The 12,616-nt window shown below is 39.4% G+C and carries 12 protein-coding genes; 7 read left to right on the forward strand and 5 right to left on the reverse strand.

Annotated elements, in window-relative coordinates; all coding sequences use genetic code 11:
* Nucleotides 1-3: 3 nt before the first annotated feature.
* Nucleotides 4-198 (reverse strand): exodeoxyribonuclease VII small subunit, encoded by a 195-nt coding sequence (gene xseB, locus ACO1B7_RS13570; protein ID WP_005252116.1) that lies wholly within the window; start codon nucleotides 196-198, stop codon nucleotides 4-6.
* The gene (xseA, locus tag ACO1B7_RS13575) at nucleotides 188-1,459 is read right to left on the reverse strand and encodes an exodeoxyribonuclease VII large subunit (RefSeq protein ID WP_423090243.1); all 1,272 of its coding nucleotides are present in this window, start codon (nucleotides 1,457-1,459) and stop codon (nucleotides 188-190) included. Before xseA ends, xseB begins: the two co-directional genes overlap by 11 nt.
* 350 nt (nucleotides 1,460-1,809) lie before the next feature.
* On the opposite strand from xseA, the gene ACO1B7_RS13580 reads away from it, so the two are divergent.
* The 6 genes from ACO1B7_RS13580 to ACO1B7_RS13605 all read left to right on the forward strand — a co-directional run bounded on the left by ACO1B7_RS13580 (nucleotide 1,810) and on the right by ACO1B7_RS13605 (nucleotide 8,630).
* Complete coding sequence (locus ACO1B7_RS13580; protein ID WP_005252105.1) at nucleotides 1,810-2,244, forward strand: I78 family peptidase inhibitor; 435 nt, start codon at nucleotides 1,810-1,812, stop codon at nucleotides 2,242-2,244.
* Between the two features lie 113 nt (nucleotides 2,245-2,357).
* Complete coding sequence (locus ACO1B7_RS13585) at nucleotides 2,358-2,717, forward strand: hypothetical protein (RefSeq protein WP_004645374.1); 360 nt, start codon at nucleotides 2,358-2,360, stop codon at nucleotides 2,715-2,717.
* Nucleotides 2,718-2,924: 207 nt separating this feature from the next.
* Nucleotides 2,925-3,194 carry a hypothetical protein gene (locus ACO1B7_RS13590; RefSeq protein ID WP_004645372.1) on the forward strand — a complete coding sequence of 90 codons (270 nt, stop codon included), beginning with the start codon at nucleotides 2,925-2,927 and terminating at the stop codon, nucleotides 3,192-3,194.
* Nucleotides 3,195-3,491: 297 nt separating this feature from the next.
* Nucleotides 3,492-6,131, forward strand: a complete 2,640-nt coding sequence (locus ACO1B7_RS13595) for a bifunctional aconitate hydratase 2/2-methylisocitrate dehydratase (RefSeq protein WP_005106643.1) — start codon at nucleotides 3,492-3,494, stop codon at nucleotides 6,129-6,131.
* Between the two features lie 64 nt (nucleotides 6,132-6,195).
* Nucleotides 6,196-8,313: a hypothetical protein gene (locus tag ACO1B7_RS13600; protein ID WP_222112194.1), complete on the forward strand. Its 2,118-nt coding sequence runs from the start codon at nucleotides 6,196-6,198 to the stop codon at nucleotides 8,311-8,313.
* 95 nt (nucleotides 8,314-8,408) lie between these two features.
* Complete coding sequence (locus ACO1B7_RS13605; RefSeq protein WP_222112193.1) at nucleotides 8,409-8,630, forward strand: hypothetical protein; 222 nt, start codon at nucleotides 8,409-8,411, stop codon at nucleotides 8,628-8,630.
* A gap of 199 nt (nucleotides 8,631-8,829) precedes the next feature.
* Here ACO1B7_RS13605 and ACO1B7_RS13610 read toward each other — a convergent pair whose 3' ends face one another.
* A complete protein-coding gene (locus ACO1B7_RS13610) occupies nucleotides 8,830-9,693 on the reverse strand; it encodes an alpha/beta hydrolase family protein (RefSeq protein ID WP_222112192.1) in 864 nt (287 codons plus the stop codon).
* Nucleotides 9,694-9,811: 118 nt separating this feature from the next.
* Between ACO1B7_RS13610 and ACO1B7_RS13615 the strand changes: the two genes are divergently transcribed.
* Complete coding sequence (locus tag ACO1B7_RS13615; RefSeq protein WP_222112191.1) at nucleotides 9,812-10,270, forward strand: hypothetical protein; 459 nt, start codon at nucleotides 9,812-9,814, stop codon at nucleotides 10,268-10,270.
* 113 nt (nucleotides 10,271-10,383) lie between these two features.
* Here ACO1B7_RS13615 and ACO1B7_RS13620 read toward each other — a convergent pair whose 3' ends face one another.
* The gene (locus tag ACO1B7_RS13620; protein WP_004645284.1) at nucleotides 10,384-10,602 is read right to left on the reverse strand and encodes a hypothetical protein; all 219 of its coding nucleotides are present in this window, start codon (nucleotides 10,600-10,602) and stop codon (nucleotides 10,384-10,386) included.
* A gap of 591 nt (nucleotides 10,603-11,193) precedes the next feature.
* The gene (gene brnQ, locus ACO1B7_RS13625; protein WP_085064886.1) at nucleotides 11,194-12,480 is read right to left on the reverse strand and encodes a branched-chain amino acid transport system II carrier protein; all 1,287 of its coding nucleotides are present in this window, start codon (nucleotides 12,478-12,480) and stop codon (nucleotides 11,194-11,196) included.
* Between the last annotated feature and the right edge of the window lie 136 nt (nucleotides 12,481-12,616).

Here is a 12,616-nt window from a genome sequence, read left to right on the forward strand (position 1 = left end):
CAATTAATCTTTAAACGTCTCATTTAACGCAGTTTGAACCGCGTCAACCCGTGCCTTGCAAGCTTTATAAGCAGTCATGGATTCTTCCACGATTTTCATCAAGTTATCAATATCCGGTTCTTGCTGAGATTCGAGCAGTTCCGCATTCTTTTTCAAGATGTCATAGCCTTGTTGGAAGCTCAAAGTATCATGATTCATGAGGAAATACCTGTATAAGTTGTGCTGAAAAAATGCCGTCATGCAATTCGACTTCAACCAGATCATTGGACTGAATCTGTTGAATAGAGGCAACCACATGTTCTTGCTGACGTACGATGGCATAACCCTTGGATAAAACATGTTTAGGATTTTGTAGCAGCGTTTCCCGCATCAGGGCATCGAGCTGCTGATTAATCAGCTGGGTATGCTGCTGGGCCAGACTGGCAGTATTGGCCTTGATCTGTTGCAGACGTTGCAACGCATCCATAATCTGATTATTGGCCAGACTTTGAATCAGTTTCAAAAATTGATCATTCTGATTTTGATAAGCCTGAATCTGTTGCTGGAATAAACGCTGAATCCGCTGTAGATAATTCGGCACATCCTGAGTCAGTTCAAAGATGTGATTGCGAATTCCTGCAATGACTTTACTCGGAGTATCAAAGGAGCGATGCGCAATCTCATCCAGAATGGTACGGTCTTTTTCATGCCCGATGCCGACCCAGACCGGCACCGAACGCTTGCAAAGCAGGGCAGCCAGATCATAATCATTCAAATAAGCCAGATCATTGACTGCGCCACCCCCTCGTATAATCACAATCAGATCCGGTGCAGTGTTATAGGTCTGTGCCCATTGTTTGAGCGCTTGTGCCAGACTGTACATAATACTTTGCGGAGCAGTATTTCCCTGAAAAGTCGCACTGTGATAGATAAACTCACACACCTGCGCACGCTGTAGTGCATCGGCATCTTTTTTGAAATCTCCCAGGCCTGCTGCATTTTCGGGAGCAATCACCAGAATCCGGTTCAGGTCAAAAGGGCTAGGCAAGTTTTTATTGCGCTGAATCAGTCCTTCAGTCGTCAACCGCTCAACAAGCTGCTGATAACGCCGGGCAATATCTCCCAAGGTATAGCCTGAATCAATTTCAACGATATTTAAAGAAAAGCCATATTGCGGATCAAAGTTGGCTTTGACTTTAATCAGCACTTTCAAATCTCGACTCAGCTCAATTCCGCTTTCACGTTCAAACTGCGTGACAATTTTCTGGGCATTAAATTTCCAGATGGTTGCTCGGCAACTGGCAATCACCTGATCGCTATCTGCTTCTTTTTCTGCCAGCTCCAGATAATAATGGCCGGCTTTAATACTTAGATTGCGAATCTCGGCTTTGACCCATACTGGTGTATCGAAAGTGAGTTTGACCACTTCCTGAACCGTAGCAAGATATTCCTTGAGGGAGAGTTGAGAATCGTCTGTCATGCCAATAGAAAGTTTAAAATTCAATCAAATATTAAATCAATCCGGCACAGATCACAAATCTAAAAGCGAAGTCATATTTGAATTATGTAATGACAATGCAATTCTATTGAAATGCATAATCACTTGGTTTAGGCGGTTCATCTGGAATTTTCGTATTTTGTAGAGGTTCTTCTCTTCTGTTTTTCTTGTTCATTGAAAGAAGTTATAGCGTTGAAGTCCTTAATTTCCAAAGGTCTTATTTCCATTTTTTAATGAAAAAGTACAATTAAAAATGTACACAGACTTGTGTCTGGCGAGGACAAGGAAATATGCTAAATTGGTGAAGAATTATTAAAGAAGAATAGGCTCTCATGAAAAAAACAATGCTGTTCGGTTTGCTGGCTGTCGCTTTAAGCGCATGTACTACCACGCCGCAATCTAAGACGGAAGCTCCTAAAATAGGTTCAGCGAATCCTGCAAGCGCTTATTGTGTCAATCAGGGTGGCAAGCTTGAAATTCGTACTGAAAGCAATGGTCAGGTCGGATATTGCCATTTAAAGAATGGTCAGGTGGTCGAGGAGTGGGAATTACTGCACATGAATCAACCTAAATGTATTGCTGATCAGGCAGCGGAATTGGTCGGTCAGTCCAATTTGACTGAAGCGCAAATCAAGCAGAAAACCAAGGCACAAATTGTACGTATGGTCGAACCGGGTCAAGCGGTGACTATGGATTATCGTGAAGAAAGAGTGACTGTAACCGTAGATCCTGCAAGCAAAAAGATTATTCAGGCTTCATGTGGTTAATCACACAAAATGAAAAAGCCCATGAGTGGGTTTTTTTTAATTCCATACAACTGGCATTTTGAAATGACAAATCTTCCCCGATCTTTTATATTGCCCCTCGGAAGGAGAAATTCATGAAAAAGTTATTGGCTTTATCGTTTATGCTGGCGCTGGCCGGTTGTGCCGAGAAGAAACCCTTAACCCCTGAAGAGCAGTGGCAAGGTTATTGTCGAAGTGTCGGTAATGCGGCGCGTACCATTATGCTGGATCGTCAGAATGCGATTGAGAAAGAAAAAGCAATCGAGCATGCCAACAAGATCGATGATGAAACCACCAAAGGTTTTATCCTGAATATTATTGATGAAGTCTATGCGATTCCAGCCGAAGAGATTAAGGCTGATGTAAAAGCAGCCCGTGAAAAAGTCCGCGCTGAATTTACTGCAAAGTGTATTGCGACACCGCATGATGAATTACCAGATTACAAACCGTTCTAAGGAACGGTTTTTAAAATCTGCATAAAATCATTCAACTCATATTTCCCATTAAACGTATTTAAATATACACATCTTCAAAAGACTGAATAATAAAATAGCCTAAGCAAAATGCACACTTTGTGACAATTTCTAAATCTAAAATATAGAAATACTTATCTTTATATTGAATAATGAATTTAACTCCAATTAACCGAGGAGTAGCACAATATGGAAGTCGTAAGATATTTGCATCATTCTGATCTGCTGCTGGAAGATGAAGAGGGTGTAGTCATTATTGGCGGCAGTCGCTATGTACTCAGCGTCGGTGACAAAGTCGTTTTAAAGAAGATACTAGAACAAGATAAAAAGCTTTATCAGGTTGATATTTCCTTTGCCAGCAATAATCACAGTAGCACCTATGAAGATGAATGCGTGGTGAAATTCCAAGGCTGCCGAGACTCATATCAGCAGTATTTAAACTCGACCACTGTACACTAAGGTGGAGTATCTTTTTAACTTCAAATCAGGCAACATCAGGGTTGCCTTTTTTATGCATTAAATTCAGTTAAAAGGGCCTATTCATGGGCTTGTTTCGTGTGGTGTAAGCTGGAACTGATTATGGAATAATCATTAAGAGCATCATTTAGTTATAAAATAACGAGCATCACGAAGAAACACTTGAGTTGCATTAACTTTTAACTGGAAATTTAGTAAAATTTCGGAGTCCATATTATTTATGAAGCTTGGAATAAGCAGGAATTCATAAGTAATTTTTTAAAAAAGAGGAATAACACTGTGCTAGAAGCTTACCGCCAACACGTTGAAGAACGTGCCGCACTCGGAGTCCCACCGAAGCCACTTGACGATGCCCAAACAGCTGCATTAGTTGAACTACTAAAAAACCCGCCAGCTGGTGAAGAAGCATACTTGGTAGATTTGCTTGAAAACCGTGTACCAGCAGGTGTTGACCAAGCTGCATATGTAAAAGCTGCGTTCTTAGCTGCATTGGCAAAAGGCGAAGCAACCTCTCCACTCGTTTCTAAAGAACGTGCTGTTTACTTACTAGGTACTATGCTTGGTGGTTATAACGTAGCACCTTTAGTTGAACTTTTAGACAATGCTGAGCTTGCTGAACTTGCAGCTGAAGCATTGAAAAAAACGCTTCTTGTATTTGATGCATTCCATGACGTTGCTGATAAAGCAAAAGCTGGTAACGCAAATGCTCAAGCAGTTATGCAGTCTTGGGCTGATGCTGAATGGTTCACTAGCCGTAAAGACGTTCCTGAAGAAATCAAACTGACCGTTTTCAAAGTAACTGGCGAAACCAATACTGACGACTTGTCACCTGCACAAGACGCTTGGAGCCGTCCAGACATTCCATTGCACGCAAATGCAATGTTGAAAAACGTACGTGACGGGATCAATCCAGAAGTTCCTGGTGAAGTGGGTCCACTTAACCAGATTAAAGAACTGATCGCGAAAGGCAACCAGGTTGCTTACGTGGGGGACGTTGTTGGTACAGGTTCATCTCGTAAATCTGCAACTAACTCTGTACTTTGGTTCTTCGGTGATGACATTCCGCACATCCCGAACAAAAAAGACGGTGGTTACTGCCTAGGTTCTAAAATCGCTCCAATTTTCTTCAACACGATGGAAGATGCTGGTGCGTTACCGATCGAGATCGATGTTGCTAACATGAACATGGGCGACGAAATCGTTCTTAAGATCGATCACGCTGCTGCTAAAGTAACTGCGTTCAAAGACGGCGCGCAAATCGCTGAAGCTGAACTTAAAACTCCAGTACTTCTAGACGAAGTACGTGCTGGCGGTCGTATTAACCTGATCGTTGGTCGTGGTTTGACGACTAAGGCTCGTGAAGCTTTAGGTCTTCCAGTATCTACAATGTTCCGTACTCCGGTTCAACCTGCTGCAACTGGCAAAGGTTTCACTCAAGCTCAGAAGATGGTGGGTCGCGCTTGTGGTCTTCCTGAAGGTCAAGGCGTACTTCCAGGTACTTACTGTGAACCTAAGATGACCACTGTTGGTTCGCAAGATACAACAGGTCCAATGACGCGTGACGAATTGAAAGACTTGGCTTGCCTAGGTTTCTCTGCTGACCTTGTTATGCAATCTTTCTGTCATACAGCTGCGTATCCAAAACCAGTTGACGTTCAAATGCAACACTCGCTTCCTGATTTCATCATGAACCGTGGTGGTGTGTCTTTACGCCCAGGTGACGGTATTATTCACTCTTGGTTAAACCGTATGCTTCTTCCAGATACCGTTGGTACTGGTGGTGACTCGCATACTCGTTTCCCAATCGGTATTTCATTCCCGGCGGGTTCTGGTCTTGTAGCGTTCGCTGCAGCAACTGGTGTTATGCCTCTTGATATGCCTGAATCTGTACTTGTGAAGTTCAAGGGTAAAATGCAGCCTGGTATCACGCTACGTGACCTTGTACATGCAATTCCTTACTACGCAATTAAGGAAGGCGACCTAACTGTAGAGAAGAAAGGTAAGAAAAACATCTTCTCTGGTCGTATCCTTGAGATCGACTTAACAGAAATGGAAACTGACCTGACTGTTGAGCAAGCATTCGAGCTTTCTGATGCTTCTGCTGAACGTTCTGCTGCTGGTTGTTCTATCACGCTTTCTGAAGAGAAAGTTGCTGAATACCTTCGTTCAAACATCACCATGTTGAAGTGGATGATTTCTGAAGGTTATGGCGATGCGCGTACTATGGCTCGTCGTGTTGAGAACATGGAAAAATGGTTGGCTAACCCAAGCCTGATCAAAGCGGATGCTGACGCTGAATACACGAAAGTGTATGAAATCGATCTTGCAGACATCAAAGAACCTATTCTTTGCTGCCCGAACGATCCAGATGATGCGAAACTTCTTTCTGATGTTCAAGGCGCGAAAATTGACGAAGTATTCGTTGGTTCTTGTATGACGAACATCGGTCACTTCCGTGCGACTGGTAAGTTACTTGAGAAAGTTCCAGGTGGTGCGTTGTCAACTCGTTTGTGGATTGCTCCACCTACGCGTATGGACGAGCATCAGTTGATGGAAGAAGGTTTCTATAACATTTATGGTAAAGCTGGCGCGCGTACTGAAATGCCAGGTTGTTCATTATGTATGGGTAACCAAGCACGTGTAGCTCCGAACACGACTTGTGTATCGACTTCTACGCGTAACTTCCCGAACCGTTTAGGTCAAGGTGCTAACGTTTACCTGGCTTCTGCTGAACTTGCTTCTGTTGCTGCTGTATTGGGTAAATTGCCTTCTCCAGAAGAATACCAACAGTACGCAGCTCAAATTGACAGCATGTCAGCTGACATCTATCAATACTTAAGCTTCGACAAGATGAGCGAATATACTAACGCCGCTAAAGACGTTGATACGAAGAAAATTGCTGCTGCTCAGTTGACTTAATTCTTTGTTAATTAAGCAATAAGCGGTATAAGATAAGGGCTGATTAATCAGCCCTTATTTTTTTATGAAAAATTATTACGAAGAAAAATTTGAACATTTAGCTTTAGAACTTAGTGTGGAAAAAGCTAAAGAAAAAATTGTTAAAGAACTTTTATATAAAAGTACACAACCTAAGATAGGATTATTCAAAAATAAGTTTGATATGTTTTGGCAATCAAATTTTATTAAGTTACTTACAGTTGATGAAGTTCAAAGTGAAAACTACATTTTAGCTTTGAGCCAATATTTGCGATTTGGGGGTGTTGATAAAAATGTCTGTGTAAATTATTTAAAACTAGATGTTCAAAGCTTTATTTTAGCGGTACGTCAGTCTGGGTTAATCCTACAATCAGATCATAATTCTTGGAATGTTTTAAAAGAAATTGATCAAGAAATACAAATCGACGCACTGCATATATTTTTTCAGACTGTAAAACATTTACAATCACAATATAAGCATCGATTGGAAATTTATGAAGAGATAAAAAATACAATCAACGTTGGTCAAATTACTGCTATGGCTTTTGGCAGTTTATACGCTTATCAGTATTTAATTCCTAATCAAGATTATTTTGCACATTTACCTTATCAATTTGATAGTACTGAAAATAACTCAGCAGAAACGGTTTGGAAAGCATTTGATCATATTGTCAAAACTTCTAGAAAAAATACTAAAAAATTAACAGAACAATCGCTAGCATTGGCATTGAGAAATAAGTTAATGCCTTTCTTGATTGGTGAGGGTATGAGTGTACTTCTTCAAGATCAGTATGAGTTTTATAAAAAGCTTGTAGCTATCAAAATTGAGATCCTTAACTATAAAAGAAATGTATTAGAGTCATTCTGTTTTGATAAGCAAGTAAATTACAAGCTCAACAACTCAGAATTGATTTATACCAATACAAAAGAGAAAAAGGATAATTGGTCGGAGAAAAATGCTTTATTGATAAGTTATTGGTTAGGTGTAGGGGCTGAAAAATTACTAAAATCTGACGCAATTTATAGCATCATAAATACAGGTGATAATTTAGAAGCTAATGCAATTGCATTGTCAAAAGCCTTTGGTATTCAAGAGCAGTTAGCCCAAGTTTATGGGATTACAGAATTCAGTATCAATAACCAAAAGCTCAATGCTTTTGAAACAATGATTACCATGACTTTATCACAAGCACATTATTTAAAGGATCATATTGAAAAATTTATGCGTTTTTTACCTAATTCTGAAGATAAATTAGATGCATTAACACAGCTTACTATGCATGGTTTTGTAATTGGCGAAAATAGGATGCCTTTTACTTTCGCTAAAAGAGAAGAGAAGATAAAAAGAATGTCTTCATGGGTTCAGGGGGCTTCTAATAATATAAAAAAGAAAAAAATGGATGAGATTCTAAGTTTTTGGAGTTGTGATTTGTACGACAATGATGATGTGTCTACATTCCAACAAAAACCATTTTATAAGATTGATGACTTTATTTTTCAATTTCCATGGCTTACAGCATATCAAAATTTAAATACTACTATGACCAACTACTTTCGTAAATTACATAAAAATAGATTTGAATTGAAGGGAGAAACTAATCAGATTGAGTTAACTCTAGCAGAAAAAATGCATCATTTAGGTTTTGAAGTATTTCCTCAACTTGTTCCTGAATTTAAAGATGTTGGTGAAATTGATTTAATAGCAATTCATGGAAATCATGTCATTGTGGCAGAAGTGAAATCTACATATATAAGAAGTAGTATTCAGGAAATTTATGAATATAAAAACTTCACCTTGAATAAAGCTAGTTATCAGTTGGATAAAAAAGTTGAGTATATTAAAAAATATTTTTTAAAAGAGTTCTTTGATGACATAAGTGAAGTCGTACTTCATACTTGGATTATTGATACTACACTAGAGTTTGATCATGAATATTTTGGTGATCATTTAAAAGTATCTTTAGATGAAGTCATCATTACATCAAATTGTGAATCTGAATTTATGCAAAAACTTGTTGATGAGCAATTTTATATTGAAAAAGATGAAGTGAAAATTGATCCTATCCAATTTTTAGAATCAATTGAAAAAAATACATTTTGGTCAAAGCAATTGGGTAACTACGATTATTACATAGAAAAAATGCTGAATAAATTTGCTTCTTGATAAGGTTAGAATTTTTCTTGGTTACGCTTTACAGTATTTTCAATAAATCGTTTAATCACCACATATTTTAGTGATGTAAAAGTTGATCTAACCAAATGGCAAAACAATCTCGATTCCTCTGTATTGGTGGTTTCCTCAATGGAACCCAAGTCAAAGACCAAGGTGACAGTTTTATCTGTGTCGAAAAAGGCAAAAATGTCACTTATACCAAAAAGGAAATCTTCCATCCTAATTCATGGGATCACGACTATTATGTTTGTGAAACGACCACAGACAAACAGGCACGAAATTGGGTTTATGACATTGAGACAAAATAATATTTAATTCGATAAAGAAAGACATGGGTTGGCGTTATCGTCAGCCCATTTTTATATACGTTTTAAAATATTCAGACAATAAAAAGCCCCATGGTTAGGGGCTAGTCGTATATAGGTCAAGCCCATATACTGTAAGAGGCTCATCTCAAACTAAGCGTATTAGAACACAGCAGCCTGCAAATAACCATCTAAATCTGATTTAAACAGCCAATTGTTGCTCAATCACCGGCCATAAATTCTGATGCGATTTTTTAAACATCAGCATATGACCAATGGCCTTATAAGCATAACTTTTAGGTTTAAGTTCAATTATTTGGGTTTTTGCGTTTGGATATAAACGTAGTAAATCTTTCACATTGGCTTCGGTGGCAATCTCATCATCAGATGACCAGATTGCAGTCACAGGGCAGGTGATTTGAGCATGATAATCATGGGATGGTGCAATATTTTTACCAATCGCGTTGATTACATAACCCGGTTTACTACAGAACTGCGCCCATTCGCGAGCCACATCTTTAGGCAGGTTTTCACCCATACCAATCACTTGAGTTGGGCCATAGCCTTTAGTGATGCGAGCCAGTGGGAAAATGACATTAAACATCACTGGCGCAAGTAACTTGGTTTTGCCTTTGAGTCCTTTCACATGTCCGGTAGAGCCAGAGACAGCCACCACTTTTGCGACTTTATCATAATTTGGCACAATACCTAAAAGCTGACCACCGGCACTATGTCCAAGTAGGATCACTTTTTCTGCATTTGTACGCGTTGATAAAGCATCAATCGCGGCCGGTATATCCAGTTGCCCCCATTGCACAATACTGGCTTTTGAATTTTTCAAAGGGCCATGTAGTGAATCACCAATCCCGCGAAAATCAAAGACCATAACGGCATAGCCTTGAGCTTGTAACCACACACAAAACTGATGATAAAACTGTTTGGTAATGCCAGTTGCTGGACAGACTAATACTGGAAGTTTGTCAGTTTCAGAAATTGCTGCATAAAAACGTGCACTTAAGCGATAGCCATCTTGGCACTGGAGAGTCAATGTTTCAAATTCAGACATACGTTACACTATATTTTTTAGAATCCTGATGAAGCTTTTACTGTATAGATTTTTAGCAGGGTAGCTCGGGGAAAACATGACTTTAAAGTCAGTCAAATAATAAACATGGAATGATCTTATGCAGCTAATGGAACTTGAGCTGGCCGTTAAAATCGGCATTATTTTTAGTGGAATCTTCTTGTGGATCGGGATGTTCACCGGCGTTTGGAAATATTGGCAGATTCGTCAATCGCCTCAGTCACGTGCACATTATTATGTCGATATTGCCCATCGTAGCAGCCTGCTTTATGCACCTGCGACCTTAATTCTGGCAGTATTGGCCTATTGTTCAGTATTGCCGAGTATGGTGAATCTGATTTGCGTACTCATTAATATAATATTTTTCAGCTTCTCGATTGCCGCTTATATGTTGCATGGTTTCCTGCAAGACACAACGAATCAGTTTAAACAGCCGCATCAATTGGGTAAGTTTCATTTGCCAGGAAGTTTAATGACTTTCGCCATGCTGGGTTTAATTGTCGCAGAATTGGGCGGGACGGGGATCTTGCTCTATGGGGCATTTATCAGATTATTCTGATCTTCTCTTTATTGTTATTCTGAAATGATGCTGGAATGATTGAAAGTCAAAACACTTTTTTCACCAGATGGATGACTGGCCAAATCATCCATCTGGGCTAATTTAAAATTTGTTTATCGGTATTTCTGGTCTATGGCAGCCCATAGGAAAAACGCAGCTGAGACAATCAGTGCATAGCCAAAGTATTCAAGTTTTAAATTACCTTGAATTAAGCAATGGACGGTTAAAGTCAGCATGAGTGCAAAAGTGGTGCATATAAATGTCACCAGATTGGTGTTGTTGGCTTTAAGAGCGTCAATGAAGACTTGCTTGTTGAAATGTAATGATAACATCTCCATCCCTCCCATTTATTTATGTTATTGAAGATTAAAGCAGATTTAATCAGTCAGAATTGAATATATAGTTGTACTGTTTAATTTGGACCTTTGCAACTGCTGTGGCAGGCTTTTACAGTCAAAATGGCCATCTTTAGTCGTATAACTACATAATCACTTGATTAGGCAAGAATTATATTTTCAGATGTCACCTCCAGTTAGTTTTGGAAATAAGATGTAGTCATCATTTAATTAATGCGACCAGATAGAAAATGCAAATTCTACGCCAAAGATATGTAGTGTTAATCAATACTTTGTAAACCTGCGTATGACTCGGAGGGGGACTTGGTTTAAGTTAGCAACAATAGGTATCTAAAATCAGGAAATTAAAAGTTTTGTTTATATTTATATAAAAAATAAAATAATTAAAGTGCAATTCTATACATCATATTTTATAGAAAATCTTAGTATCAAGATTTACAGCGGTGATTGATTTGATGTCATCATTAAGAAACAATAAATGTCCGTTTGGGTAAAACCTGACAATTATTGATCACGCTCAAACCGGATTTTGGGTAAAAATACGATTCTTCAGACATCCTAGAAATTTTAGTTTCTAATACGGTCAATTACAGCTGTAATCAGCAATACAATCATGGATGGAATAAACCAGGCCAGATTCTGTTCTGATAGAGGTAAATTTTGCAGGAATGCAGGCAATTCAAAACCAGCGACTTTTAATCCGTCAAAAATACCAAAGATAAAGGCTACCAGGGTCACTGGCGCAATCACATGAGATGGTTTCTTAAAGAAGTTTGCACAGAAGCTCAGCATAATGACGCTAATGGCAGGCGGATAAATCGCGCTCAAGACTGGAACCGAAACGGCAATCAGTTTGGTTAAACCCAGATTTGAAATCACCAGTGAGAAGCCCACCAGAATAAATACAAAGATCTTGTATGGGATTTTGGTCAAGCTGGAGAAATACTCAGCGCAGGCACAGGTCAGACCAATTGCAGTCACCATACAGGCAATAAAAATCATGCCAGACAGGAAGTAGGCACCCATATCGCCAAAAGCATGTTGTACATATGCATGCAGGATAATGGCACCGTTGGCTGCATTTGGGGCAATCTCATGGCTACCCAGTCCAAGTTTAAACAGACTTAAATACACCAGAGTTAAACCAATACCAGAAATAATGCCGGCATTAACCGCATATTTGGTAATCAGTTTTTTATCCGTTACACCACGTGAAGTAATGGCTTTGACAATCACAATACCGAAAACTAAAGCGCCCAAAGTATCCATGGTTAAATAACCATTTACGAAGCCTTCAGTCACTGGACTGGTAACGTAATTATCGATCGCTGCAGGCGGATTGCTGGCAGGAATCATCACGGCTGCTACACCCAAAATTATCAAAGAAATAATTTTAAGTGGCGACAGGAAATAGCCGACGGTATCCAGAATCTTGTTTGGATATAAAGACACGATGGTCACCACAGCAAAATAGATGATGCTGTAAATGAGCAGGCTGCCAGATTCATTGCCAAAGTAAGATGAAAAACCGATTTCATAAGAAACGGTTGCGGTACGTGGCGTCGCAAATAAAGGACCAACAGCTAAGTAACAGATTACAGTCAGCAAAATACTGGCTGCTTTGCCCAGAGGCGAGCTTAGTGCCTGAATGGAGCCTTCAACGCGAGACAACGCAATAATGGTAATCACGGGTAAGCCGACTGCTGTAATAAGGAAACCTAAAGCAGCGAGCCATACGTGTTCACCGGCTTGTTGAGCCACAATCGGTGGGAAGATAATGTTGCCCGCACCAATAAACAGTGCAAAGGTCATAAAACCTAGGGCGACAATATCCCGAGTACGCAGACTTGTCATAAAGGGAGATCAATAGAACAAAAGAAAGCGATTTTAGTGTATATGTCCAATTTTTTGGAGTTTATTTTAAGGCTGGAAGCCTTGATTCTAGTGAGTTTGCGGATCATATAACCGGTCATTCAAATCTTGGTAGAAA

The organism is Acinetobacter lwoffii (assembly GCF_049367455.1).
Classification (GTDB): Bacteria; Pseudomonadota; Gammaproteobacteria; order Pseudomonadales; family Moraxellaceae; genus Acinetobacter; species Acinetobacter lwoffii_W.

Excerpts from the sequence above, each read along its gene's own strand:
- ACO1B7_RS13610 (WP_222112192.1), bottom strand. The coding sequence starts at position 9,693 with ATGTCTGAATTTGAAACATTGACTCTCCAGTGCCAAGATGGCTATCGC.
- xseA (WP_423090243.1), bottom strand. The coding sequence starts at position 1,459 with ATGACAGACGATTCTCAACTCTCCCTCAAGGAATATCTTGCTACGGTT.
- ACO1B7_RS13600 (WP_222112194.1), top strand. The coding sequence starts at position 6,196 with ATGAAAAATTATTACGAAGAAAAATTTGAACATTTAGCTTTAGAACTT.
- brnQ (WP_085064886.1), bottom strand. The coding sequence starts at position 12,480 with ATGACAAGTCTGCGTACTCGGGATATTGTCGCCCTAGGTTTTATGACC.
- ACO1B7_RS13605 (WP_222112193.1), top strand. The coding sequence starts at position 8,409 with ATGGCAAAACAATCTCGATTCCTCTGTATTGGTGGTTTCCTCAATGGA.
- ACO1B7_RS13620 (WP_004645284.1), bottom strand. The coding sequence starts at position 10,602 with ATGTTATCATTACATTTCAACAAGCAAGTCTTCATTGACGCTCTTAAA.
- ACO1B7_RS13580 (WP_005252105.1), top strand. The coding sequence starts at position 1,810 with ATGAAAAAAACAATGCTGTTCGGTTTGCTGGCTGTCGCTTTAAGCGCA.
- ACO1B7_RS13615 (WP_222112191.1), top strand. The coding sequence starts at position 9,812 with ATGCAGCTAATGGAACTTGAGCTGGCCGTTAAAATCGGCATTATTTTT.
- xseB (WP_005252116.1), bottom strand. The coding sequence starts at position 198 with ATGAATCATGATACTTTGAGCTTCCAACAAGGCTATGACATCTTGAAA.
- ACO1B7_RS13585 (WP_004645374.1), top strand. The coding sequence starts at position 2,358 with ATGAAAAAGTTATTGGCTTTATCGTTTATGCTGGCGCTGGCCGGTTGT.
- ACO1B7_RS13590 (WP_004645372.1), top strand. The coding sequence starts at position 2,925 with ATGGAAGTCGTAAGATATTTGCATCATTCTGATCTGCTGCTGGAAGAT.